Source organism: Escherichia sp. MR (assembly GCF_005280595.1).
Taxonomy (GTDB): domain Bacteria; phylum Pseudomonadota; class Gammaproteobacteria; order Enterobacterales; family Enterobacteriaceae; genus Escherichia; species Escherichia ruysiae.
Genome location: NZ_SZVK01000029.1, coordinates 1 through 25080 on the forward strand (window position 1 = coordinate 1; position 25080 = coordinate 25080).

Annotated in this window: 25 protein-coding genes and 1 pseudogene; 15 read left to right on the plus strand and 11 right to left on the minus strand. The window is 49.1% G+C overall.

Going from position 1 to position 25080, the window contains the following annotated elements:
- Nucleotides 1-77 precede the first annotated feature (77 nt).
- Nucleotides 78-824, plus strand: a pseudogene (locus tag FC814_RS13550) (cyclic diguanylate phosphodiesterase); the annotation flags it as partial.
- Nucleotides 825-995: 171 nt separating this feature from the next.
- Entirely contained in the window at nucleotides 996-1214 is a 219-nt protein-coding gene (gene ymgF / locus FC814_RS13555) for a cell division-associated protein YmgF (RefSeq protein WP_001043535.1), read from the plus strand.
- Nucleotides 1215-1520: 306 nt separating this feature from the next.
- On the opposite strand, the gene FC814_RS13560 is transcribed toward ymgF, so the two are convergent.
- The 5 genes from FC814_RS13560 to minC form a co-directional block, all read right to left on the minus strand.
- Complete coding sequence (locus tag FC814_RS13560; protein WP_000979974.1) at nucleotides 1521-1856, minus strand: YmgD family protein; 336 nt, start codon at nucleotides 1854-1856, stop codon at nucleotides 1521-1523.
- A gap of 3 nt (nucleotides 1857-1859) precedes the next feature.
- A complete protein-coding gene (locus FC814_RS13565) occupies nucleotides 1860-2204 on the minus strand; it encodes a YMGG-like glycine zipper-containing protein (protein ID WP_000730702.1) in 345 nt (114 codons plus the stop codon).
- A 600-nt stretch (nucleotides 2205-2804) separates the two neighbouring features.
- Nucleotides 2805-3071 (minus strand): cell division topological specificity factor MinE, encoded by a 267-nt coding sequence (gene minE / locus FC814_RS13570; RefSeq protein ID WP_001185665.1) that lies wholly within the window; start codon nucleotides 3069-3071, stop codon nucleotides 2805-2807.
- A 3-nt stretch (nucleotides 3072-3074) separates the two neighbouring features.
- The gene (gene minD / locus FC814_RS13575; protein ID WP_000101043.1) at nucleotides 3075-3887 is read right to left on the minus strand and encodes a septum site-determining protein MinD; all 813 of its coding nucleotides are present in this window, start codon (nucleotides 3885-3887) and stop codon (nucleotides 3075-3077) included.
- A 23-nt stretch (nucleotides 3888-3910) separates the two neighbouring features.
- On the minus strand, nucleotides 3911-4606 hold the full coding sequence (gene minC, locus FC814_RS13580) for a septum site-determining protein MinC (RefSeq protein ID WP_010357020.1): 696 nt from the start codon (nucleotides 4604-4606) through the stop codon (nucleotides 3911-3913).
- Between the two features lie 128 nt (nucleotides 4607-4734).
- Between minC and FC814_RS13585 the strand changes: the two genes are divergently transcribed.
- The 3 genes from FC814_RS13585 to FC814_RS13595 all read left to right on the plus strand — a co-directional run bounded on the left by FC814_RS13585 (nucleotide 4735) and on the right by FC814_RS13595 (nucleotide 6298).
- On the plus strand, nucleotides 4735-5028 hold the full coding sequence (locus FC814_RS13585) for a YcgL domain-containing protein (RefSeq protein ID WP_001516252.1): 294 nt from the start codon (nucleotides 4735-4737) through the stop codon (nucleotides 5026-5028).
- 71 nt (nucleotides 5029-5099) lie between these two features.
- Complete coding sequence (locus tag FC814_RS13590; RefSeq protein WP_000284293.1) at nucleotides 5100-5759, plus strand: fumarylacetoacetate hydrolase family protein; 660 nt, start codon at nucleotides 5100-5102, stop codon at nucleotides 5757-5759.
- A 92-nt stretch (nucleotides 5760-5851) separates the two neighbouring features.
- Nucleotides 5852-6298, plus strand: coding sequence for a YcgN family cysteine cluster protein (locus FC814_RS13595; RefSeq protein WP_024165127.1), 447 nt, complete (start codon nucleotides 5852-5854; stop codon nucleotides 6296-6298).
- Nucleotides 6299-6811: 513 nt separating this feature from the next.
- Here the strand turns inward: FC814_RS13595 and znuB are convergent.
- Entirely contained in the window at nucleotides 6812-7597 is a 786-nt protein-coding gene (gene znuB / locus FC814_RS13600) for a zinc ABC transporter permease subunit ZnuB (RefSeq protein ID WP_000571472.1), read from the minus strand.
- The gene (znuC, locus tag FC814_RS13605) at nucleotides 7594-8349 is read right to left on the minus strand and encodes a zinc ABC transporter ATP-binding protein ZnuC (protein WP_000202981.1); all 756 of its coding nucleotides are present in this window, start codon (nucleotides 8347-8349) and stop codon (nucleotides 7594-7596) included. Before znuC ends, znuB begins: the two co-directional genes overlap by 4 nt.
- 78 nt (nucleotides 8350-8427) lie before the next feature.
- Here znuC and znuA point away from each other — a divergent pair, with 78 nt between their 5' ends.
- The 3 genes from znuA (at nucleotide 8428) to lpxM (ending at nucleotide 11788) form a co-directional block, all read left to right on the plus strand.
- Nucleotides 8428-9360 carry a zinc ABC transporter substrate-binding protein ZnuA gene (gene znuA, locus FC814_RS13610; protein ID WP_137326059.1) on the plus strand — a complete coding sequence of 311 codons (933 nt, stop codon included), beginning with the start codon at nucleotides 8428-8430 and terminating at the stop codon, nucleotides 9358-9360.
- Between the two features lie 15 nt (nucleotides 9361-9375).
- The gene (mepM, locus tag FC814_RS13615) at nucleotides 9376-10698 is read left to right on the plus strand and encodes a murein DD-endopeptidase MepM (protein WP_001184036.1); all 1323 of its coding nucleotides are present in this window, start codon (nucleotides 9376-9378) and stop codon (nucleotides 10696-10698) included.
- 118 nt (nucleotides 10699-10816) lie between these two features.
- Nucleotides 10817-11788, plus strand: a complete 972-nt coding sequence (gene lpxM / locus FC814_RS13620) for a lauroyl-Kdo(2)-lipid IV(A) myristoyltransferase (protein ID WP_010357026.1) — start codon at nucleotides 10817-10819, stop codon at nucleotides 11786-11788.
- A 131-nt stretch (nucleotides 11789-11919) separates the two neighbouring features.
- On the opposite strand, the gene pyk is transcribed toward lpxM, so the two are convergent.
- Nucleotides 11920-13362 (minus strand): pyruvate kinase, encoded by a 1443-nt coding sequence (gene pyk, locus FC814_RS13625; protein WP_000091159.1) that lies wholly within the window; start codon nucleotides 13360-13362, stop codon nucleotides 11920-11922.
- Nucleotides 13363-13488: 126 nt separating this feature from the next.
- Nucleotides 13489-14358, minus strand: coding sequence for a DNA-binding transcriptional regulator HexR (gene hexR / locus FC814_RS13630; protein WP_001056684.1), 870 nt, complete (start codon nucleotides 14356-14358; stop codon nucleotides 13489-13491).
- Between the two features lie 337 nt (nucleotides 14359-14695).
- Between hexR and zwf the strand changes: the two genes are divergently transcribed.
- The 3 genes from zwf to kdgA all read left to right on the plus strand — a co-directional run bounded on the left by zwf (nucleotide 14696) and on the right by kdgA (nucleotide 18895).
- Complete coding sequence (gene zwf / locus FC814_RS13635) at nucleotides 14696-16171, plus strand: glucose-6-phosphate dehydrogenase (protein ID WP_000301727.1); 1476 nt, start codon at nucleotides 14696-14698, stop codon at nucleotides 16169-16171.
- Nucleotides 16172-16405: 234 nt separating this feature from the next.
- Nucleotides 16406-18217, plus strand: a complete 1812-nt coding sequence (edd, locus tag FC814_RS13640; protein WP_001069467.1) for a phosphogluconate dehydratase — start codon at nucleotides 16406-16408, stop codon at nucleotides 18215-18217.
- 36 nt (nucleotides 18218-18253) lie between these two features.
- Complete coding sequence (kdgA, locus tag FC814_RS13645) at nucleotides 18254-18895, plus strand: bifunctional 4-hydroxy-2-oxoglutarate aldolase/2-dehydro-3-deoxy-phosphogluconate aldolase (RefSeq protein ID WP_000800512.1); 642 nt, start codon at nucleotides 18254-18256, stop codon at nucleotides 18893-18895.
- Between the two features lie 235 nt (nucleotides 18896-19130).
- On the opposite strand, the gene purT is transcribed toward kdgA, so the two are convergent.
- Nucleotides 19131-20309 (minus strand): formate-dependent phosphoribosylglycinamide formyltransferase, encoded by a 1179-nt coding sequence (purT, locus tag FC814_RS13650; protein ID WP_137326049.1) that lies wholly within the window; start codon nucleotides 20307-20309, stop codon nucleotides 19131-19133.
- Between the two features lie 141 nt (nucleotides 20310-20450).
- Here purT and yebG point away from each other — a divergent pair, with 141 nt between their 5' ends.
- From yebG to ptrB, 4 genes are all read left to right on the plus strand, one after another.
- Entirely contained in the window at nucleotides 20451-20741 is a 291-nt protein-coding gene (yebG, locus tag FC814_RS13655) for a DNA damage-inducible protein YebG (protein WP_000257576.1), read from the plus strand.
- Between the two features lie 66 nt (nucleotides 20742-20807).
- Complete coding sequence (gene yebF, locus FC814_RS13660; protein WP_010345796.1) at nucleotides 20808-21164, plus strand: protein YebF; 357 nt, start codon at nucleotides 20808-20810, stop codon at nucleotides 21162-21164.
- 306 nt (nucleotides 21165-21470) lie between these two features.
- On the plus strand, nucleotides 21471-22130 hold the full coding sequence (locus FC814_RS13665; protein ID WP_000024760.1) for a tellurite resistance TerB family protein: 660 nt from the start codon (nucleotides 21471-21473) through the stop codon (nucleotides 22128-22130).
- Between the two features lie 209 nt (nucleotides 22131-22339).
- Nucleotides 22340-24400, plus strand: coding sequence for an oligopeptidase B (gene ptrB, locus FC814_RS13670; protein WP_137326050.1), 2061 nt, complete (start codon nucleotides 22340-22342; stop codon nucleotides 24398-24400).
- On the opposite strand, the gene exoX is transcribed toward ptrB, so the two are convergent.
- Nucleotides 24397-25059 carry an exodeoxyribonuclease X gene (gene exoX, locus FC814_RS13675; protein ID WP_000944297.1) on the minus strand — a complete coding sequence of 221 codons (663 nt, stop codon included), beginning with the start codon at nucleotides 25057-25059 and terminating at the stop codon, nucleotides 24397-24399. The genes ptrB and exoX overlap by 4 nt on opposite strands.
- Between the last annotated feature and the right edge of the window lie 21 nt (nucleotides 25060-25080).

Below are 25080 nucleotides of genomic sequence, written 5' to 3' on the forward strand. Positions count from 1 at the left end.
AGCTGATAGAAACAGAAGCCACTGGAGCACCTCAAAAACACCATCATACACTAAATCAGTAAGTTGGCAGCATCACCGGTGAGATTGTGCCTTTTTACCAACCGGTAGTTAATGGTCGGGAAGGGACGTTACGCGGCGTAGAAGTTCTTGCCCGATGGAAACATCCTCATGGAGGATATATTTCACCTGTAGCATTTATTCCACTTGCTGAAAAATCAGGATTGATAGTTCCGCTCACCCAAAGTTTGATGAGTCAGGTCGCCACACAAATGAACGCGATCGCCAGTAAACTGCCGGAAGGATTTCATGTTGGGATCAATTTTAGCGCCTCGCATATTATTTCGCCGACATTTGTTGAAGAATGTCTGAAATATCGCGACAGCTTCACTCGCCATGATTTGAATCTCGTTCTTGAAGTTACTGAGCGTGAAGCGTTACATGTTGATGAAAATTTGGTTCAGCGATTGAACATTCTGCATGAAAATGGTTTTGTTATCGCGCTGGATGATTTTGGTACGGGCTACTCAGGGCTTTCTTATCTCCATGATCTGCACATCGATTATATTAAGATTGATCACAGTTTCGTCGGTCGGGTCAATGCAGATCCTGATTCCACCAGAATTCTGGACTGTGTGCTGGATCTGGCGCGCAAACTTTCTATCAGTATTGTCGCCGAAGGCGTCGAGACGAAGGAGCAGCTCGACTATTTGAACCAGAATAATATTACGTTCCAGCAAGGGTACTATTTCTATAAACCGGTGACGTATATTGAACTCGTCAAAATTATTCTCTCAAAACCGAAGGTGAAAGTGGTTGTTGAGTGAATATTGCACTAATTGATATAGCATGATGATATTTGGCTGAAAATTGATCAGCAAGGCGATGAAATGGTGCAATTGTAGACAGGTAATTAGCTCGTTGCTTCTTGTTACTATTGTTCATTATTTTGTTTGCTATAATTGTCTGAAGATTTTGTCAGGATCACCGTAAGTAGCATGAACAAAAGTAATAGCCTGGATTATTTCACTTTGTATATCATCTTTTCCATTGCGTTTATGCTGATCTCCATCCTGATTATCCTGATCGCCAAACCCAGCATCTGGCTAGGAGAAGTGCTTGTTACCATAAATTTAATCAATGCACTGGTTTGGCTGGTAATCAATTTGCTTAACCGGTTAAGAGAGAAGCTGGTAAGCCAAAGGGATCAGCATTAACCCTTCTTTTAAATACGTTTTGACAATTTGGGCTGACAGGATATTTGATCAGAAATGCTTATAAATCCAATCAGTAGATGATTAATCTTTGAAACTGGAAAAACTGGTCAGGTTTAGTTTTGGGAAAATTACTCTGCGGTGAGGCGGGGGGATACGGATATGATTGCAGTAAAATAGTTTTTGATACAGTGAAAACTGACGGAATAAACCAAAGCCAAATACTAACACTTCATTTTTGTTTATAAGCACATCCATCCGCTAAAAATATACCGCGTCGAATAAATCGACGCGGTACTACATTAACTATTATTTTTTGCCGATGGCACGCATGGTGTCATCAATTGCGGTAATTAACAGCATTTGCGGATCTTTAGCACAAACCTGATTCAGTTTTTCTACCACTTTGGCACTCAGTTCTGGAGATTGCTCAATTTTTAAATCACGGCTAGTAACGCTGGCATTACCCATTACAGCGACGATATCTGCAACCTGTGCGCTGTCAGTTTTTGCCATTTCGTTGGCTTCTGCGCAAGTAATGTAGGTTTCTGCCGGCAGGCCGTTCTTAATATTATAATCCTGCGCCCAGGTCATTGGTGCGAAAACAAACAGTCCAGCCAGTAAAGCAAATTTTTTCATCATCATACCTTATTTCATTTTACCCAGAATGGCACCACCTGTACCACCAATCACAGCACCTTTAATCGCGCCTTCCAGACCATTGCCGGTCAGGACGCCAGTGACTGCGCCAACGGCCGCACCTACTTTTGCGCCTTTACGGGCATTTTTACCATCGCGACCTTTTTCAGTGACTGCGCCAACACCTGCACCTACAGCAGCGCCTTTCAGTACGCCATTTACACCATTGCCAGTCAGTAAGCCTACGCCTGCGCCTAACAATGCGCCTTTAGTGGTGCGATTCATATCCGCCATGGCTGGCGTGGAGCAGAGTAATATTGAGATGAGCCCGAAGGCGAGTGTTTTTTTCTTCAACTTAGATGTCCGGTATTAAGTAAGTTGCACACACAATAATTTCGTCTTCAATTAAGAGCAGCTTAACTAAAGAACGCTCGATATTATTCAGATCATTCAAAATGAGCGCGGTTTGTATAATAAGAGTTATGTTTTTCGCTTGAATGGGAATAATCTTAAATAAGAATTAACTCATTGATTTTGAATATTTTATTCAAGAAATGTCATCAAGTGTTAACATTGCATTGCAAAGGTAAGGCAATCTGAAATATCAATGTTATTGTGTAATTTATATGTGAACAATATTTATCAGAAAACGTAATGTCAGTGATTTTATTCTGGTGGCGATAATGTGAATTAGTTGCGACTTAATTTGACACTGGAGCTTGAAGGGGGAGTGTTACCGTTTATACAAAACAGGAGGTAATTCCCATTTCCTGTACTAACAACGCAGCAACCAAATGAGCGAACTCAACGGAGGGAAGGGGGCTGTGCCTGGACGCCGATGACAACATTACTTAATAGCGAACCGGGGAAGAGAAAAATTTAACCAGGGTGTAATCTGACAGATACCTGTATAAATAACCGGTAACTGTCAGATCGGACCTGAGCTAATACAGCTTATTTCAGCTCTTCTGCTTCCGGCAGGGTCACGTTCAACTCAAGAATGGAAATATCACCATCTTTTTGCTCAAGCTGTACGGTCACCATCTCGGGATCGATTTGTACGTATTTACAAATGACCTCAAGAATATCTTTACGCAACTGGGGCAGATAGTGTGGTTCTGCATCGCTGCGACGGCGTTCAGCAACAATAATTTGCAACCGTTCTTTTGCAATGTTGGCCGTGTTTTTCTTCCGTGAGAGAAAGAAATCGAGTAATGCCATAACTTATCCTCCGAACAAGCGTTTGAGGAAGCCTTTCTTCTCTTCTTCAATGAAGCGGAAAGGACGTTCTTCTCCCAACAGACGTTCTACGGTATCAGCGTAGGCTTTACCCGCATCGGCGTTGATATCGAGAATAACCGGTTCCCCCTGGTTAGAGGCGCGCAATACTGATTGATCCTCTGGGATCACGCCGACGAGCTTGATGCGCAGGATCTCCAGCACGTCTTCCATGCTCAACATGTCTCCTTTATGCACGCGACCAGGGTTATAGCGCGTTAACAGCAGGTGCTCTTTTATGGGTTCTTCGCCGTTTTCTGCGCGACGTGATTTCGACGCCAGAATACCTAAAATACGGTCAGAGTCACGCACTGAGGAGACTTCCGGGTTGGTGGTAATAATGGCCTCATCAGCGAAATAAAGAGCCATTAATGCACCGGTTTCAATACCCGCCGGTGAGTCACAAACGATAAACTCAAAGTCCATCGCTTTCAGGTCATCAAGAACTTTGGCCACCCCTTCGCGGGTGAGGGCATCTTTATCGCGAGTTTGCGAAGCTGGGAGAATATAGAGGTTATCAGTACGCTTATCCTTAATTAACGCCTGATTTAGCGTTGCATCGCCCTGAATGACGTTGACGAAATCGTAAACGACCCGGCGCTCGCAACCCATAATCAGGTCGAGATTACGCAAGCCGATATCAAAATCGATCACGACAGTTTTCTTTCCCTTCTGGGCCAAACCAGTGGCGATGGCCGCGCTGGAGGTTGTCTTTCCAACGCCCCCTTTCCCCGAAGTAACAACAATAATGCGTGCCATAAAAATTCCTTGTTAAAAAGGGATCAATTTAACGATTGAACGGTCAAAGCGTTTTCGACTAATTGCAGTCGTGCTGCTTTGCCATAAAATTCTGCTGGGATTTTATCACTCAGCCAGTATTCACCGGCGATAGAGACCAGTTCTGCCATCAGACTCGTACAAAATATTTGTGCTTCCCGGTCACCACTTGCCCCGGCTAGCGCACGACCGCGCATCATGCCATAGACATGAATGTTACCATCTGCGATCAATTCTGCCCCTGCACTAACATGGCTTGTAACAATCAGATCACATTGTGGCGCATAAATGCGCTGACCGGAACGTACAGGGGTATCTATTAAGCGCGTTTTTGTGTCCGGTGTTGTATTTTTCGCAGGAACCTGGGGAGTCGGTGCTGGACGTGGCGCTTTTTCCTTTCCTTCAGTCAGGATTGGCAACCCCATCTTTTCGATTTCAGCTTTCAGCTTCGCATTTTTGCAGCCACTGACACCAATGATCCGCAAGCCTGTTGCTGAGATAGCTTTGTGCATTGCTGGCCAGTTGACCTGTTCTTCGAGGCCACTGACATTGAGTACGATGGGAGCATGATTTAAAAATGCCGGAGCCTGAGCGATTTTGTCTTCCAGCGCCTGATGAATAACCTTAGGTTCTGCCTCATGCAGATGAACCACAGATAAGGTGAAGCTGCTACCTTTAAGCTCGATTGGCGTGTTTGACATCCTGGCCTTACTCAATTAGCTAATTACCATCATCATCAGCGTGCGATGATATTACGAAGACTATAAGGCATGTTATAGTCTGGATTATATTGAGGCAAGTCACCCCCCCATTTATTCAGAGTAAAATTATGTTTTGTGTGATCTATCGAAGTAGTAAACGTGACCAGACCTATTTATATGTTGAAAAAAAAGACGACTTTTCACGTGTTCCAGAGGAGCTGATGAAAGGTTTTGGTCAACCGCAACTTGCGATGATTCTTCCATTGGACGGGAGAAAAAAACTGGTAAATGCCGATATTGAGAAAGTTAAACAGGCCTTAGCTGAGCATGGCTATTATCTTCAATTGCCACCTCCTCCTGAGGATTTGCTGAAGCAACATCTTTCTGTGATGGCGAAAAATACAGACAGCACTAAAAAATAACCAATATCCGGCGGTGGCATCATATTTGTCGGAGCGGGTTTTAAGATCCACGATGAAGTGAGAGGAACGTTATGTATCAACATCACAACTGGCAAGGTGCACTGCTGGATTATCCGGTGAGTAAAGTAGTTTGTGTTGGCAGTAATTATGCCAGACATATTAAAGAGATGGGGAGTGAAGTACCTGAAGAGCCCGTGTTGTTCATTAAACCTGAAACGGCACTGTGCGATCTGCGCCAGCCATTGGCTATTCCCTCAGATTTCGGCGCGGTTCATCATGAAGTAGAACTGGCTGTGTTGATTGGCGCGACGCTACGTCAGGCTACGGAAGAGCATGTGCGCAAAGCCATTGCAGGTTACGGCGTGGCGCTCGATCTGACATTACGTGATATTCAGGCAAAAATGAAGAAAGCCGGGCAGCCATGGGAAAAGGCCAAAGCGTTTGATAACTCTTGTCCTCTTTCCGGGTTTATTCCTGCCGCAGAGTTCACTGGCGATCCGCAAAATACATCGCTGGGTCTGAGCGTTAACGGCGAACAACGCCAACAAGGTACGACTGCGGACATGATCCATAAAATCGTTCCGCTGATTGCTTATATGAGCAAGTTTTTTACCCTCAAGGCCGGTGACGTTGTGTTAACAGGCACGCCTGATGGTGTCGGCCCGCTATACAGTGGCGATGAACTGACTGTTACTTTCGATGGTCATTCTTTGACAACTCGCGTTTTGTAATACTTTTTTGCCGCCTGAATGAGGCGGCAAAACTTGCATCGCTGTACCAGACTGGTTATAAGGTGCGTTTTAACGTAATGGCGGAACACCTGATGAGCGATATACCTTTCTGGCAAAGTAAAACCCTTGATGAAATGAGCGATGCAGAATGGGAGTCGTTGTGTGATGGTTGTGGTCAGTGCTGCCTGCATAAACTGATGGATGAAGACACCGACGAAATCTACTTCACTAACGTCGCTTGCCGTCAGCTTAATATTAAAACCTGTCAATGTCGGAATTACGAACGCCGCTTCGAGTTTGAACCTGACTGCATCAAATTAACCCGCGAAAACCTGCCAACATTCGAATGGCTACCGATGACCTGTGCATATCGATTGCTGGCGGAAGGGAAGGCATTGCCAGAGTGGCATCCGCTGATGACTGGTTCGAAAGCGGCAATGCACGGTGAGCGAATCTCTGTACGTCATATTGCGGTGAAAGAATCAGAAGTGATCGACTGGCAGGATCATATACTCAATAAACCGGACTGGGCGCAGTGAGCATTTGAAACAGAAGGGATTACTTTCTCGTTTTGAACGGGGCACTGTTGGTGCATCAGAACTGAAATTTACATTCAGAATTGCCAGGGGATTGTCATTATTATCTGCCCCCAATGCGAACAGAAAAATGCCCCTCTGTGCAGTAATGAAGATTGGATTTACTCCTGCACTTAATGCCCTGCGAGCAAATGTGCTGCAATTCATACGCTGTACGAACTTATACTGATACTCCTATTTCTCGGTGCTACATTCCTGTATTTATTGCCAGTTTCCAGAGACTGCTTATCTGCTCACTCACGTTTTTTCGAGAGAACGATAATATTTTTCGTGGGGAAATAACTGCAAAGGAGAATTCTTAATATCGTCGTTTAATTTGTCGAATGCGGACATGGATTTTATGCAGACCATATAAACATTCTCTGGTCGCTTGTTCTTAACAGAATGTTTTTTGCTGATACTCGCAATGTGGTGACCTGGTCGATGAAACTGGCACTGTATAGTGCCAGTCGCAACTTAGTTGGCTTGCTTTTTCATCATACTGATAATAAACAACAGCGCCGCACACAGCACCACCGACGGGCCTGCTGGCGTATCGTAAAACGCGGAAAAGGTTAAACCACCAGTTACGGCAATCATCCCCACCAAAACAGCGACACCAGCCATCTGCTCCGGCGTGCGGGCAAAACGACGTGCAGTAGCCGCAGGAATAATCAGCAGCGAGGTAATAATCAACGCGCCGACAAATTTCATTGCCACGCCAATCGTCAATGCCGTCACCAGCATCAACAATAATTTTACGCGCTGTAATTTCACGCCATCGACAAACGCCAGATCCGGGCTAATCGTCATCGACAGTAAATTGCGCCATTGCCAGAACAGAATTGCCACCACGATGACCACGCCAATCGCAATGGAGATAAGATCTTCCGGCGTCACTGCCAGCAAATCACCAAACAGGTATGCCATCAAGTCAACGCGAATGTTAGACATCAGGCTGACGACGACCAGACCCAGCGACAAAGCACTGTGCGCCATAATTCCCAATAATGTATCGATCGCCAGTTGTGGGCGCTTTTCCAGCCATACCAGACCGCCCGCCAGCAGCAGCGTAACCGCAATCACTGCATAGAAAGGATTCACATCCAGTAGCAGGCCAAACGCGACGCCAAGTAAAGATGCATGTGCCAGCGTGTCGCCGAAATAAGACATACGGCGCCAGACAACAAACGAACCCAGCGGACCTGCGGCACAGGCCAGCATGATCCCAGCTAACCAACCAGGAAATAATAATTCAATCATGAGCGATCATTTCCCCGACGCAGAATAATCCGCCCCTGTAAATCATGGCGGTGATTATGATGATGGCGATAGATACCCAGTTGCTCAGCACCGCGAGGTCCAAACATCGAAATAAATTCTGGATGCAGGGAAACGACTTCCGGTGTGCCGGAACAACAGATGTGGTGATTGAGGCAAAGTACTTCATCGGTTTTTGCCATCACCAGATGCAGATCGTGAGAAACCATTAATACGCCACAATCCAGTTCGCGGCGCAGTTGATCAATCAGGTCGTACAACGCAACCTGACCATTTACATCCACGCCTTGAGTGGGTTCATCCAGCACTAATAATTGTGGTTGATTTAACAACGCGCGCGCCAGCAGTACACGCTGCGTTTCGCCGCCAGAGAGCTTTTGCATTGGCGCGTCAATCAGATGCCCGGCCTGAACGCGTTTCAGTGCGGGCAGAATATCTTCTTTATATGTACCGGGGCGTAAGCGTAAAAAACGGTTTACGGTCAGTGGCAACGTGGTGTCGAGATAGAGCTTTTGCGGCACGTAGCCGATACGCAGTTTTCCGTGGCGCTTGATAACACCTTCATCTGGTGTTACCAGCCCGAGCACAACCCGCACCAGCGTCGACTTACCTGCGCCGTTCGGCCCAAGTAAGGTCAAAATTTTTCCAGGTTTAAGTTCCAGCGACACATCAGAGAGGACGCGGCGTTGGCCAAAAGAAACCGAGACATTTTCCAGGGAAACCAGACTTGTCATGTTAATTTTAGTCTTGCAGTAGTCATGAAATGTTATAATATCACACTTCTTGTATTCATTACGATGATTGGTCGCATTATGTTACATAAAAAAACGCTTCTTTTCGCAGCATTATCCGCCGCTCTCTGGGGTGGTGCAACACAGGCGGCAGATGCCGCCGTTGTTGCTTCGCTTAAACCTGTTGGATTCATCGCTTCCGCCATTGCTGATGGGGTAACAGAGACTGAAGTATTACTGCCTGATGGTGCTTCAGAACACGATTATTCACTGCGTCCATCGGATGTAAAACGCTTACAGAACGCGGACTTAGTCGTCTGGGTTGGCCCGGAGATAGAAGCGTTTATGCAAAAGCCGGTGAGCAAATTACCTGAGGCGAAACAGGTAACGATTGCGCAGCTTGAGAATGTAAAACCGATGCTGATGAAAAGTATTCACGGCGATGATGATGATCATAACCACGCGGAAAAAAGTGACGAAGATCACCATCACGGCGATTTCAACATGCATCTTTGGCTCTCCCCAGAGATAGCGCGGGCTACAGCGGTTGCAATCCATGGAAAATTAGTGGAACTTATGCCGCAAAGTCGAGCCAAACTTGACGCCAACCTGAAGGATTTTGAGGCACAATTAGTTGCAACCGATAAACAGGTTGGTAATGAGCTCGCGCCGCTCAAGGGAAAAGGTTATTTCGTTTTTCATGATGCTTACGGCTACTTCGAAAAACAATTCGGACTGACACCGCTTGGTCATTTTACCGTTAACCCAGAGATTCAACCGGGCGCGCAGCGTTTACATGAAATAAGAACACAGTTGGTTGAGCAAAAAGCAACCTGCGTTTTTGCTGAACCACAGTTCAGGCCAGCGGTCGTTGAAAGCGTCGCACGAGGGACATCCGTTCGTATGGGAACGTTGGATCCCCTTGGGACGAATATCAAACTGGGTAAAACAAGCTATTCAGAATTTCTGAATCAATTAGCCAACCAGTACGCGAGCTGCCTGAAAGGAGATTAATGAGGAAGTGATTACGTGCAACAGATAGCCCGCTCTGTCGCCCTGGCGTTTAATAATTTACCGCGACCACACCGCGTTATGTTGGGGTCGCTCACCGTTCTTACTCTGGCCGTCGCTGTCTGGCGGCCCTATGTTTACCACCGCGACGCCACGCCAATTGTTAAAACCATTGAGCTGGAACAAAACGAAATCCGTTCACTCTTACCTGAAGCCAGTGAACCGATTGATCAAGCCGCACAAGAAGATGAAGCCATTCCGCAAGATGAACTGGACGACAAGATCGCCGGAGAAGCGGGTGTGCATGAATATGTTGTTTCCACAGGCGATACGCTAAGTAGCATCCTCAATCAATATGGTATTGATATGGGTGATATCACCCAACTGGCTGCTGCGGATAAAGATCTGCGTAACCTGAAAATTGGTCAACAACTCACCTGGACATTAACCGCAGAGGGCAATTTACAACGTCTGACCTGGGAGGTTTCTCGTCGGGAAACGCGTACCTATGACCGCACTGCAGCAAACGGTTTTAAAATGACCAGCGAAATGCAGCAAGGGGAGTGGGTTAATAATCTACTGAAAGGCACTGTAGGGTCGAGCTTTGTTGCCAGCGCCAGAAGTGCTGGTTTAACCAGTGCTGAAGTGAGCGCAGTGATTAAAGCGTTACAGTGGCAGATGGACTTTCGGAAGGTTAAAAAAGGCGATGAATTTGCGGTATTAATGTCACGTGAAATGCTTGATGGCAAACGTGAGCAAAGCCAGTTACTGGGCGTACGTTTGCGTTCTGAAGGTAAAGATTACTACGCTATCCGTGCCGAAGATGGCAAGTTCTATGATCGTAACGGTACTGGTCTGGCGAAAGGATTCTTGCGATTCCCGACGGCGAAGCAGTTCCGTATCTCGTCTAACTTTAACCCGCGTCGTCTGAACCCGGTCACAGGTCGCGTTGCGCCGCACAGAGGGGTTGATTTCGCGATGCCACAGGGTACGCCGGTACTTTCGGTGGGTGACGGTGAAGTGGTTGTAGCCAAACGCAGTGGCGCCGCAGGTTATTATGTTGCGATCCGTCATGGCCGCACCTATACCACGCGTTATATGCACCTGCGCAAGATTCTGGTGAAACCGGGGCAGAAGGTAAAACGAGGCGATCGTATCGCGCTTTCCGGTAACACCGGGCGTTCAACCGGGCCGCATTTGCACTATGAAGTATGGATCAACCAGCAGGCCGTAAACCCGCTGACGGCGAAACTGCCGCGTACCGAAGGGCTGACTGGCTCCGATCGCAGTGAGTTCCTGGCGCAGGCCAAAGAGATTGTGCCGCAGCTACAGTTTGATTAATTAACACCCATTCGCAGCCGGTACGCAGTCAGTACCGGCTTTTTTATTTGGTGCGGGGCAAGTTGCGCCGCTACACTATCAGCAGATTGATATTTGCCTTATCCGAAACTGGAAAAGCATGGAAACGAAAAAAAATAATAGTGAATACATTCCTGAGTTTGATAAATCCTTTCGCCATCCGCGTTACTGGGGAGCCTGGTTGGGTGTGGCGGCGATGGCCGGCATTGCCTTAACGCCTCCGAAATTCCGCGATCCCATTCTGGCGCGGCTGGGACGTTTTGCCGGACGATTGGGTAAAAGCTCACGTCGTCGTGCGTTAATCAATCTGTCTCTTTGCTTTCCAGAACGTAGCGAAGCTGAACGCGAAGCGATTGTGGATGAGATGTTTGCCACAGCGCCGCAGGCGATGGCGATGATGGCAGAACTGGCGATACGCGGGCCGGAAAAAATTCAGCCGCGCGTAGACTGGCAGGGACTGGAAATCATCGAAGAGATGCGGCGTAACGACGAGAAAGTGATCTTTCTGGTGCCGCACGGCTGGGCGGTAGATATCCCCGCTATGCTGATGGCCTCGCAAGGGCAGAAAATGGCGGCGATGTTCCATAATCAGGGCAACCCGGTTTTTGATTATGTCTGGAACACCGTGCGTCGTCGTTTTGGTGGTCGTCTACATGCGAGGAATGACGGCATAAAACCGTTCATCCAGTCGGTTCGTCAGGGGTACTGGGGCTATTATTTGCCCGATCAGGATCATGGCCCGGAGCACAGTGAATTTGTTGATTTCTTTGCAACTTATAAAGCGACGCTGCCCGCGATTGGTCGTCTGATGAAAGTGTGTCGTGCGCGTGTCGTACCGTTGTTTCCGATTTATGATGGTAAGACGCACCGCCTGACAATTCAGGTTCGTCCGCCGATGGATGACTTGTCAGAGGCAGATGACCATACCATTGCGCGGCGGATGAATGAAGAAGTCGAGATTTTTGTTGGTCCGCGACCAGAGCAATACACCTGGATTTTAAAATTGCTCAAGACTCGCAAACCGGGCGAAATTCAGCCTTATAAACGCAAAGATCTTTATCCCATCAAATAGAAAAAGCCTCTCACAAAGAGAGGCTTTCGTCTGATGATAAATTCAAGTTTGCTTCAGAAGATTTGAAATCTGTCGAATTATCATTGAATTGCAGGCCGGATAAGGCGTTTTCACCGCATCCGGCAACGTACTTACTCTACGGTTAAAATACGCGTGGTGTTGGTAGAACCCACGGTACTCATCACATCGCCCTGGGTGACAATTACCAGGTCACCAGACATCAGGTAGCCTTTATCGCGCAGCAGATTTACCGCTTCGTTGGCTGCAACCACGCCATCATTCGCGCTGTCAAAATAGACCGGCGTTACACCACGATAAAGCGCAGTCAGGTTCAGGGTACGCTCATGGCGAGACATTGCGAAAATCGGCAGTCCGGAGCTGATACGGGAAGTCATCAGCGCGGTACGACCTGACTCGGTCATGGTGATGATAGCGGTAACACCTTTCAGGTGGTTAGCCGCATACATCGCGGACATGGCGATAGCTTCTTCCACATTGTCGAACTGAACGTCCAGACGATGTTTAGACACGTTGATGCTTGGGATTTTTTCCGCACCCAGGCAAACACGCGCCATGGCTGCAACGGTTTCTGACGGATACTGACCCGCAGCGGTTTCTGCAGACAACATTACTGCGTCAGTACCATCCAGCACGGCGTTTGCCACGTCCATAACTTCTGCACGAGTCGGCATTGGGTTGGTAATCATTGACTCCATCATCTGGGTCGCAGTGATTACCGCACGGTTCAGCTGACGCGCGCGACGAATCAATGCTTTCTGAATGCCGACCAGTTCAGGATCGCCAATTTCTACGCCGAGGTCACCACGTGCAACCATCACCACGTCAGAGGCGAGAATAATGTCGTCCATCGCATCCTGGCTGCAAACGGCTTCTGCGCGTTCAACCTTGGCGACAATTTTCGCATCACAACCAGCGTCGCGCGCCAGACGGCGTGCATAGTTCAGGTCTTCGCCGCAGCGTGGGAAGGAGACCGCTAGGTAATCCACGCCAATCAGCGCCGCAGTCTGGATATCTGCTTTATCTTTCTCGGTCAGGGCTTCAGCCGACAGGCCGCCGCCGAGTTTGTTGATCCCTTTATTGTTGGAGAGCGGGCCGCCGACGGTCACTTCGGTGAACACTTTCATGCCCTGAACTTCCAGCACTTTTAACTGAACGCGACCGTCGTCCAGCAGCAAGATGTCGCCAGGCACGACGTCAGCAGGCAATCCTTTATAGTCGATGCCGACTTTTTCTTTATCGCCTTCACCTTTCCCTAGGTTGGCGTCCAGCAGGAATTTATCCCCAATATTGAGGAATACCTTACCTTCTTTAAAGGTAGATACACGAATCTTTGGCCCCTGAAGGTCACCCAGAATAGCCACATGACGCCCCAGTTTTGCGGCAATTTCACGAACTTTATCCGCGCGCATTTTGTGATCTTCAGGCGAGCCATGAGAAAAGTTCATACGTACAACGTTCGCGCCGGCAGCGATAACTTTTTCAAGGTTATTATCGCGATCAGTAGCAGGGCCTAACGTGGTAACGATTTTGGTTCTGCGAAGCCTTCTGGACATGTAATACTCCGTTGACTGAAACAGCAAGGTGTTGCTTGAACATGAAATCCGAATGAAATAAAGCCATTGTGGCGATAAATTAATCTCATTCGGATGTCGTATAAGATTAGAACAATGGCAATCGTTTTAACGATCGTCACTTAAATTAAGTAACTGCTTATCAAAACGCGATTCCTTAAGAGCTTCCTTGACCCGCTTCAAGTTATCTCTGAATTTTGCGCCGCGTCGCAAAGTAAATCCTGTTGCCAGCACATCTATCACGGTCAACTGGGCAAGTCGAGAGACCATGGGCATATAAATGTCAGTATCTTCCGGTACGTCGAGGGTAATTGCCAGCGTCGCTTCTTGGGCGAGTGGTGTACCAGCAGAGGTGAGGGCAATCACCATTGCGTCGTTTTCCCGCGCCAGTTGCGCCAGTTCAACCAGATTTTTGGTTCTGCCGGTATGGGAAATCAACACAACGACGTCTCCATCGCTACAGTTCATACAACTCATTCGCTGCAGTACGATATCGTCCGAGTAGATCACCGGAACATTGAAGCGAAAAAACTTATTCATTGCATCGTGGGCAACAGCGGCAGAAGAACCTAACCCGAAAAAGGCAATTTTTTTCGCCTGGGTGAGGAGATCAACAGCGCGATTGACGGCGGACTTATCCAGCGAGTGGCGGACGTGATCGAGAGTAGCCATTGCCGACTCAAATATTTTCCCTGTGTATGATTCAACGCTGTCATCTTCACTGACGTTGCGATTAACATAGGGTGTGCCATTAGCCAGACTTTGCGCCAGATGCAGTTTAAAATCAGGAAAACCGCGTGTGTCCATGCTGCGACAGAAACGATTGACCGTCGGTTCGCTAACATTGGCTTCCAGTGCCAGAGCAGCAATACTCGAATGGATCGCGTTGTCGGGCGAGACAAGAATGACCTCGGCAACTTTGCGTTCTGATTTGCTCAGATGTTCCAGTTTAGACTGGATTTTTTCCAGCATATTCATGATGTAAAGAGACTCACGGGTAATGACGATTTCCGCACGGAAAGAAATCGAAATGCAGTTTTGTCAGATATTACGCCTGTGCGCTGTGTTAATGACAAAAGCAGATAAAAAAGTTGTTATTTTTTTTCATAACATGATCAGTGTCAGATTTTTACCCAAAGGAAAACGATGGTTTTTTTATCAGTTTTGCCGCACTTTACGCGCTTTTGCCGTAATCGCACGGGTGGATAAGCGTTTACAGTTTTCGCAAGCTCGTAAAAGCAGTACAGTGCACCGTAAGAAAATTACAAGTATACCCAGGCTTAAGTACCGGGTTAGTTAACTTAAGGAGAATGACATGGCGGTAACGCAAACAGCCCAGGCCTGTGACCTGGTCATTTTCGGCGCGAAAGGCGACCTTGCGCGTCGTAAATTGCTGCCTTCCCTGTATCAACTGGAAAAAGCCGGTCAGCTCAACCCGGACACCCGGATTATCGGCGTAGGGCGTGCTGACTGGGATAAAGCGGCATATACCAAAGTTGTCCGCGAGGCGCTCGAAACTTTCATGAAAGAAACCATTGATGAAGGTTTATGGGACACCCTGAGTGCACGTCTGGATTTTTGTAATCTCGATGTCAATGACACTGCTGCATTCAGCCGTCTCGGCGCGATGCTGGATCAAAAAAATCGTATCACCATTAACTACTTTGCCATGCCGCCCAGCACTTTTGGCGCAATTTGCAAAGGGCTTGGCGAGGCAAAACTGAATGCTAAACCGGCACGCGTAGTCATGGAGAAACCGCTGGGGACGTCGCTGGCGACCTCGCAGGAAATCAACGATCAGGTTGGCGAATACTTCGAGGAGTGCCAGGTTTACCGTATCGACCACTATCTTGGTAAAGAAACGGTGCTGAACCTGTTGGCGCTGCGTTTTGCTAACTCCCTGTTTGTAAACAACTGGGACAATCGCACCATTGATCATGTTGAGATTACGGTGGCAGAAGAAGTGGGGATCGAAGGGCGCTGGGGCTATTTTGATAAAGCCGGTCAGATGCGCGACATGATCCAGAACCACCTGCTACAAATTCTCTGCATGATTGCGATGTCTCCGCCGTCTGACCTGAGCGCAGACAGCATCCGTGATGAAAAAGTCAAAGTACTGAAGTCTCTGCGCCGCATTGATCGCTCTAACGTGCGTGAAAAGACGGTGCGAGGACAGTACACCGCAGGTTTTGCGCAGGGCAAAAAAGTGCCGGGTTATCTGGAAGAAGAGGGCGCGAACAAAAGCAGTAACACGGAAACCTTCGTGGCGATCCGCGTCGACATCGATAACTGGCGCTGGGCTGGCGTACCGTTCTACCTGCGTACCGGTAAACGTCTGCCGACTAAATGCTCTGAAGTGGTGGTCTATTTCAAAACGCCAGAACTGAATCTGTTTAAAGAGTCGTGGCAGGATCTGCCGCAGAATAAACTGACTATCCGTCTGCAACCTGATGAAGGCGTGGATATCCAGGTACTGAATAAAGTTCCTGGCCTTGACCACAAACATAACCTGCAAATCACTAAGCTGGATCTGAGCTATTCAGAAACCTTTAATCAGACGCATCTGGCGGATGCCTATGAACGTCTGCTGCTGGAAACCATGCGTGGTATTCAGGCATTGTTTGTACGTCGCGATGAAGTGGAAGAAGCCTGGAAATGGGTAGACTCCATTACTGAGGCGTGGGCGATGGACAATGATGCGCCGAAACCGTATCAGGCCGGAACCTGGGGACCTGTTGCCTCGGTGGCGATGATTACTCGTGACGGTCGTTCCTGGAATGAGTTTGAGTAATATCTCGACTTATCCTTACGGGTTATTTTACCGGTAACATGATCTTGCACAGATTGTAGAGTAATTTTTACACTTTTGAGCCTCGTGTGGATTCACCCACGAGGCTTTTTTTATTACACTGACTGAAACGTTTCTGCCCTATGAGCTCCGGTTACAGGCGTTTCAGTCATAATTTTCCTGAATGAAACGCGTTGTGAATCATCCTGCTCTGACAACTCAATTTCAGGAGCCTTTATGAATCCACAATTGTTACGCGTAACAAATCGAATCATTGAACGTTCGCGCGAGACTCGCTCTGCATACCTCGCCCGGATCGAACAAGCGAAAACTTCGACCGTTCATCGTTCGCAGTTGGCATGTGGTAACCTGGCACACGGTTTCGCTGCCTGCCAGCCAGAAGACAAAGCCTCTCTGAAAAGCATGTTGCGTAACAATATCGCTATCATCACCTCCTACAACGACATGCTCTCTGCCCACCAGCCTTATGAACACTACCCAGAGATTATTCGTAAAGCACTGCATGAAGCCAACGCGGTCGGTCAGGTTGCAGGTGGTGTTCCGGCTATGTGCGATGGTGTAACCCAGGGGCAGGACGGCATGGAACTGTCGCTGCTAAGCCGCGAAGTGATTGCAATGTCTGCGGCGGTGGGGCTGTCCCATAATATGTTTGATGGCGCGCTGTTCCTCGGCGTGTGCGACAAGATTGTCCCTGGGCTTACGATGGCGGCTTTGTCGTTCGGTCATCTGCCTGCGGTATTTGTGCCATCAGGTCCAATGGCAAGCGGGTTGCCAAATAAAGAAAAAGTGCGTATTCGCCAGCTTTATGCCGAAGGCAAAGTGGATCGTATGGCTCTGCTGGAGTCAGAAGCTGCATCTTATCATGCGCCGGGTACATGTACTTTCTACGGTACTGCCAACACCAACCAGATGGTGGTGGAGTTTATGGGGATGCAGTTGCCGGGCTCTTCTTTTGTTCATCCGGACTCCCCGTTACGTGATGCATTAACTGCAGCCGCAGCGCGCCAGGTTACACGCATGACCGGCAACGGTAATGAATGGATGCCGATCGGTAAGATGATCGACGAAAAAGTGGTGGTGAACGGCATCGTGGCACTGCTGGCGACCGGCGGCTCCACTAACCACACAATGCACCTGGTGGCGATGGCGCGTGCGGCGGGTATTCAGATTAACTGGGATGATTTCTCTGATCTTTCTGATGTCGTACCGCTGATGGCGCGTCTCTACCCGAACGGTCCGGCCGATATTAACCATTTCCAGGCAGCGGGTGGCGTACCAGTGCTGGTGCGTGAACTGCTCAAGGCGGGCCTGCTGCATGAAGATGTCAACACGGTAGCGGGTTTTGGCCTTTCGCGTTATACCCTCGAACCGTGGCTGAATAACGGTGAGCTGGACTGGCGCGAGGGCGCAGAAAAATCGCTCGACAGCAATGTGATTGCTTCCTTCGAGCAGCCTTTCTCTCATCATGGCGGGACAAAAGTGTTAAGCGGTAACCTGGGCCGTGCGGTTATGAAGACCTCTGCCGTACCGGTAGAAAACCAGGTGATTGAAGCGCCTGCGGTTGTTTTTGAAAGCCAACATGACGTTATGCCTGCCTTTGAAGCGGGTTTGCTGGATCGCGATTGTGTGGTTGTTGTCCGTCATCAGGGGCCAAAAGCGAACGGAATGCCAGAATTACATAAACTCATGCCGCCACTTGGTGTATTATTGGACCGGTGTTTCAAAATTGCGTTAGTTACTGATGGACGACTCTCCGGTGCTTCAGGTAAAGTGCCGTCAGCTATCCACGTAACACCAGAAGCCTACGATGGCGGGCTGCTGGCAAAAGTGCGCGACGGGGACATCATTCGTGTGAATGGACAGACAGGCGAACTGACGCTGCTGGTAGACGAAGCGGAACTGGCTGCTCGCGAACCGCACATTCCTGACCTGAGCGCGTCACGCGTGGGAACAGGACGTGAATTATTCAGCGCCTTGCGTGAAAAACTGTCCGGTGCCGAACAGGGCGCAACCTGTATCACTTTTTAAGATGACAAATTTGTAATCAGGCGAGAGAAAACTCTGATGAAAAACTGGAAAACAAGTGCAGAATCAATCCTGACCACCGGCCCGGTTGTACCGGTTATCGTGGTAAAAAAACTGGAACACGCGGTGCCGATGGCAAAAGCGTTGGTTGCTGGTGGGGTGCGCGTTCTGGAAGTGACTCTGCGTACCGAGTGTGCAGTTGATGCTATCCGTGCTATCGCCAAAGAAGTGCCTGAAGCGATTGTGGGTGCCGGTACAGTGCTGAATCCACAGCAACTGGCAGAAGTGACCGAAGCGGGTGCACAGTTCGCAATCAGCCCGGGTCTGACTGAGCCACTGCTGAAAGCGGCGACTGAAGGTACAATCCCTCTGATTCCAGGGATCAGCACTGTTTCCGAACTGATGCTGGGTATGGACTACGGCCTGAAAGAGTTCAAATTCTTCCCGGCTGAAGCTAACGGCGGCGTGAAAGCCCTGCAAGCGATCGCAGGTCCGTTCTCCCAGGTGCGTTTCTGCCCGACTGGTGGCATTTCTCCGGCTAACTACCGTGATTACCTGGCGCTGAAAAGCGTACTGTGCATCGGTGGTTCCTGGCTGGTTCCGGCGGATGCGCTGGAAGCGGGCGATTACGACCGTATTACTAAGCTGGCGCGTGAAGCAGTAGAAGGCGCTAAGCTGTAAGAGTCAAAATGCCTGATCGAGAATCGGGCATTTTTGAGGATGATGACAAACGCAACATTGCCTGATGCGCTATGCTTATCAGGCCTACAAGTGAATTGTAATATATTGAATTCATAAGATTTGTAGGTCAGATAAGGCGTTTACGCCGCATCTGACATAAACAAAGCGCACTTTGTCAGCAATCTGAAATGCCCGATTGTGAATCGGGCATTTTTGTAGCTTGTTTTTAACAGATTTAACCTTGCACTTTCACCTGACCGGCGGCGTGCTTCGCGCGTTCAATGGCCTCATCAATACTCTCTGCAGTCGCCAGTGCCACACCCAGACGACGGCTGCCATCAATTTCCGGCTTACCAAATAATCGAATCTGTAGACCTGCGCCTACGGCATTCTGCACATTATCAAACGTGACATTCTGACTGGTCAGTTGCGGCAGGATAACCGCAGAAGCGGCTGGACCATACTGGCGGATCCCACCAACAGGCAGTCCAAGGAACGCGCGTACATGTAGGGCAAATTCTGAGAGATCCTGAGAAATTAACGTCACCATCCCGGTGTCATGCGGGCGAGGGGAGACTTCACTGAAAATCACCTCATCACCACAGACAAACAACTCGACACCAAACAGCCCATAACCTCCCAGCGCCAGCACCACTTTACGGGCAATCTCCTGCGCACGTTCAAGGGCAAGGGGGCTCATTTGCTGCGGTTGCCAGGATTCACGGTAATCTCCATCTTCCTGACGATGGCCGACTGGCGCACAGAAATGGACACCATCCACGGCGCTGACGGTCAGTAGTGTAATTTCGAAGTCAAACTTAACCACGCCTTCAACAATCACACGACCTGCTCCAGCGCGACCACCTTGCTGGGCGTACTCCCACGCCTGAGCAAGCTGTTCGACAGAGCGAATAAATGTCTGCCCCTTGCCGGAAGAACTTATCACCGGTTTAACAATACAGGGATAGCCAATGGCGGCAACCGCCTCGCGGAAAAGGTTTTCGCTGTCGGCAAAACGATACGTTGAAGTGGGAATTTGAAGCTCTTCTGCCGCCAGACGGCGGATACCCTCGCGATTCATGGTTAATTTTGTCGCGCGCGCGCAGGGGACAACATTCAGTCCTTCCTCTTCAAGCTGGATCAGCATATCGGTGGCAATAGCTTCAATCTCCGGCACGATATAGTGCGGCTTTTCCAGTTCAACCACGCGGCGCAATGCATCACCATCCAGCATATTAATGACATGGGAGCGGTGTGCGACATGCATGGCTGGCGCGTCGGCATAGCGATCAACCGCAATCACCTCTACGCCGAGGCGCTGGCACTCGATTGCCACTTCTTTACCCAGTTCACCGGAACCTAATAACATCACGCGAGTTGCTGCCGGACGCAGCGCAGTGCCTAATAACGTCATAACGAATATCCCCTGATTAATTCCGGGTGAAGTATAAACGAAAACGTTTGCGTGTGTCTTTATTGCTTGATTGCTTGCGTTGATTTCTCGATTGAAAAGAAATATACTGTATAAAATTACAGTTATGATGAGAGGCTGCAAATGGCGGTTGAAATTAAATACGTAGTCATTCGTGAGGGCGAAGAGAAGATGTCGTTTACCAGCAAAAAGGAAGCCGATGCTTATGACAAAATGCTTGATACGGCGGATCTGCTCGACACCTGGCTGGCAAATTCCCCGGTCAAAATGGAAGACGAGCAACGTGAAGCTCTTTCACTGTGGCTGGCAGAACAGAAAGATGTCCTGAGTACCATCCTGAAAACAGGCAAATTACCGTCTCCGCAGGTGGTCGATAATAGCAACGATGCGGAAGATGAGACCCACGCCGCCTGAAGCAACTTGCGCTCCTGACAATTTGTACCATGCTTTCTCCTGAATCATTGTGCTATGGAGAAAAACATGAAAAAAAGAGGAGCGTTGTTGGGGCTGTTACTGCTTTCTGCCTGCGCATCAGTTTTTGCTGCAAATAACGAAACCAGCAAGTCAGTAACTTTCCCAAAGTGTGAAGGTCTGGATGCAGCCGGAATTGCCGCGAGTGTAAAACGCGATTATCAACAAAACCGCGTAGCGCGCTGGGCAGACGATCAAAAAATCGTTGGTCAGGCAGATCCGGTTGCGTGGGTTAGTTTGCAGGATATTCAGGGTAAAGATGATAAATGGTCAGTTCCACTGACCGTGCGCGGTAAAAGTGCCGATATTCATTATCAGGTAAGCGTGGACTGTAAAGCGGGAATGGCGGAGTATCAGCGTCGTTAATGGCTATTAGTCATTGCGCATAATTCCTGGCGGATGTGGTGTAAGCACCTGTCCGCCTTACAATGCATCAGACCCCGTAGGCATGATAAGGCGCGACAGCATCGCAGTAGGCAATCAGCAGTAGATAATCCCCAATCAATCCTTCCTCCAAATTCCCACCATAGCCGAGTTCCTTATCTGACGCGAATTTCCGTCGCTGACTTCCTTTCGGTCCGTTTATTTGCGCATCTTTTGCCGCAATATACACTTTCTGACATCCTCATCCGCTATGCTACAGGCACTAAAAATGGTTATTGAGGAGCAAATATGGCTAACTGGTTAAATCAACTGCAATCCCTTCTTGGGCAAAGCAGTTCTTCTACCTCCTCGTCTACGGAGCAGGGATTGGGCAAACTTTTAGTGCCGGGCGCATTAGGCGGGCTGGCAGGGTTGCTGGTCGCAAATAAATCAGCACGTAAACTTCTCACGAAATATGGCACCAATGCGTTGCTGGTTGGCGGCGGAGCGGTAGCGGGTACGGTGCTGTGGAACAAATACAAAGATAAAATTCGTGCGGCGCATCAGGATGAACCGCAATTCGGCACTCAAAGCACGCCGCTGGATGAGCGTACGGAACGTTTGATCCTTGCGCTGGTCTTTGCCGCTAAAAGTGATGGTCATATTGATGCCAAAGAACGTGCAGCTATCGACCAGCAATTGCGTGAAGCCGGCGTGGAAGAGCAGGGGCGTGTACTCATTGAGCAGGCAATTGAACAACCGCTGGATCCGCAGCGCCTGGCGAACGGGGTTCGTAATGAAGAAGAGGCGCTGGAAATCTATTTCTTGAGCTGTGCAGCTATTGATATTGATCATTTCATGGAGCGTAGCTACCTGAATGCATTGGGCGACGCGCTGAAAATTCCCCAGGATGTTCGCGAAGGGATCGAACGCGATCTCGAACAGCAAAAGCGCACTTTGGCGGAATAATTCCGCTCTCTGGATAGCCTGACAGTGGACTATTTCTGGCTATCCAGAACCGCACAGCCATTTGAACGGACTGATTTTCTCTGTCAGCATATCATTCGATATCCACGCCATTACCTGTCATCATCTGAGCAATGACTACCCTGTTTCGCTTGCATACCGGGTGAGTTTTGCCACCCTTATAAGATGTTTCAACCAGAAAGAACAATAACATGCTACCAAAAGCCGCCCGCATTCCCCACGCCATGACGCTTCACGGCGATACGCGCATCGATAATTACTACTGGCTGCGGGACGACACGCGCTCACAGCCGGAAGTGCTGGACTATTTGCAACAAGAGAATAGCTACGGTCACCAGGTGATGGCTTCGCAACAAGCCTTGCAGGATCGCATATTAAAGGAAATCATCGACCGCATTCCGCAAAGAGAAGTCTCTGCGCCCTACATCAAAAATGGCTACCGCTACCAGCATATTTATGAACCTGGCTGTGAATATGCCATCTACCAGCGTCAATCGGCGTTCAGTGAAGAGTGGGATGAGTGGGAAACATTGCTCGATGCCAACAAGCGCGCGGCGCACAGTGAGTTTTATTCGATGGGCGGAATGGCAATTACCCCCGATAACACCATTATGGCGCTGGCGGAAGATTTCCTTTCCCGACGCCAGTACGGCATCCGTTTTCGCAATCTTGAAACGGGCAACTGGTATCCCGAATTGCTGGATAATGTCGATCCCAGCTTTGTCTGGGCGAATGACTCGTGGACTTTCTATTATGTGCGCAAGCATCCGGTGACGCTGCTGCCTTATCAGGTCTGGCGACACACCATCGGGACTCCGGCATCGCACGATAAACTGATCTACGAAGAAAAAGACGATACCTATTACGTCAGTTTGCATAAAACGACATCGAAGCACTATGTTGTCATTCACCTGGCCAGCGCCACCACCAGTGAAGTTCGCTTGCTGGACGCGGAAATGGCCGATGCCGAGCCGTTTGTTTTTCTGCCGCGCCGCAAAGATCACGAATACAGTCTTGATCACTACCAGCATCGGTTTTATCTGCGTTCCAACCGCAACGGCAAAAACTTTGGTTTATACCGTACCCGTATGCGTGATGAACAACAATGGGAGGAGTTAATTCCGCCACGCGATAACATCATGCTGGAAGGGTTTACGCTGTTTACCGACTGGCTGGTGGTTGAAGAGCGTCAGCGCGGGTTAACCAGTTTGCGCCAAATTAACCGCAAGACACGAGAAGTCATCGGCATTGCCTTTGATGATCCTGCCTACGTGACCTGGATTGCCTACAATCCAGAACCTGAAACCGCTCGATTGCGTTACGGTTATTCCTCCATGACCACGCCAGATACTTTGTTTGAACTGGATATGGATACCGGCGAGCGCCGCGTGCTGAAACAAACTGAAGTACCCGGTTTTGATGCGGCGAATTACCGCAGTGAACACTTGTGGATCACTGCCCGGGATGGCGTCGAAGTTCCGGTTTCGCTGGTCTATCATCGTAAGCACTTCCAGAAAGGCAACAATCCGCTGTTGGTATACGGTTATGGTTCTTACGGAGCAAGCATAGATGCCGATTTCAGTTTCAGCCGCCTGAGTTTGTTGGATCGTGGATTTGTCTACGCCATTGTCCATGTTCGCGGTGGTGGCGAGCTGGGGCATCAATGGTACGAAGACGGTAAATTTCTGAAGAAGAAAAATACGTTTAATGATTATCTTGATGCCTGCGATGCATTGTTAAAACTGGGCTATGGCTCTCCTTCGCTCTGTTATGCGATGGGGGGGAGTGCGGGGGGCATGTTGATGGGCGTTGCTATTAATGAACGCCCGGAATTGTTCCACGGTGTTATCGCCCAGGTGCCGTTTGTTGATGTCGTAACAACGATGCTTGATGAATCAATTCCTCTGACCACTGGCGAATTTGAAGAGTGGGGGAATCCGCAAGATCCGCAATATTACGAGTACATGAAAAGCTACAGCCCGTATGACAACGTCACCGCACAGCCTTATCCGCATTTGCTGGTAACGACCGGTTTACACGATTCACAGGTGCAATACTGGGAACCGGCAAAATGGGTGGCTAAATTGCGTGAGTTGAAAACCGATGACCATCTGTTATTGCTGTGTACCGACATGGACTCAGGGCATGGCGGTAAATCGGGGCGGTTCAAATCTTACGAAGGTGTGGCGATGGAATATGCTTTTCTGGTCGCGCTGGCGCAGGGGACATTACCCGGTCAGCCAGCGGCTTAAGCATTCTCCAGGTAATGCTTCAACGTTAAACGCAATTCCGGGCTCATACTGTCGAGGTTATTAAACAACCAGCGCAGGTAGCCCGGATCGCGCTCTGCAACTTCTGATACTGCTTTACCGCGATACTTGCCAAACGTGAACGTCGTTAACAATGATGGACGTCCAGTGATATCCGCCATTTGTTCCACCGTCCAGCCGGATGTGTTCATAATATCAATAAGCAAGGCAGCGGTGATGTAACAGTCATACAGCGCACGGTGGTGATGCAAGCCTGGCGGCGTTTGTACACTGAGTTTACGCGTTTTATACAACGCCATATTGCTGTACTTGATTCCTGGCCACAAACGACGAGCCAGTTTCATCGTGCAGATCCACTCGCCAGGCATTTCAGGCAATACGCGGCGGTCAAAGCTGGCATTGTGGGCGACATACCATTCACTACCGTAGTAGTGCGGGATCACCTCTTCAATCCACGGCTTGTCGGCGACCATGGCTTCGGTGATGCGATGAATCGCCATAGCTTGCGGAGTAATGGGACGGTCGGGGCGCACCAGGTGGCTCATGGGGTTGACGATTTTCCCATCAACAACATCAACTGAGGCGATCTCGACGACCCCTCCCTGTAAACCGCAGGTTTCTGTATCGATAATACGCAGCATGGCAAAACTCCGGGCCGAAAA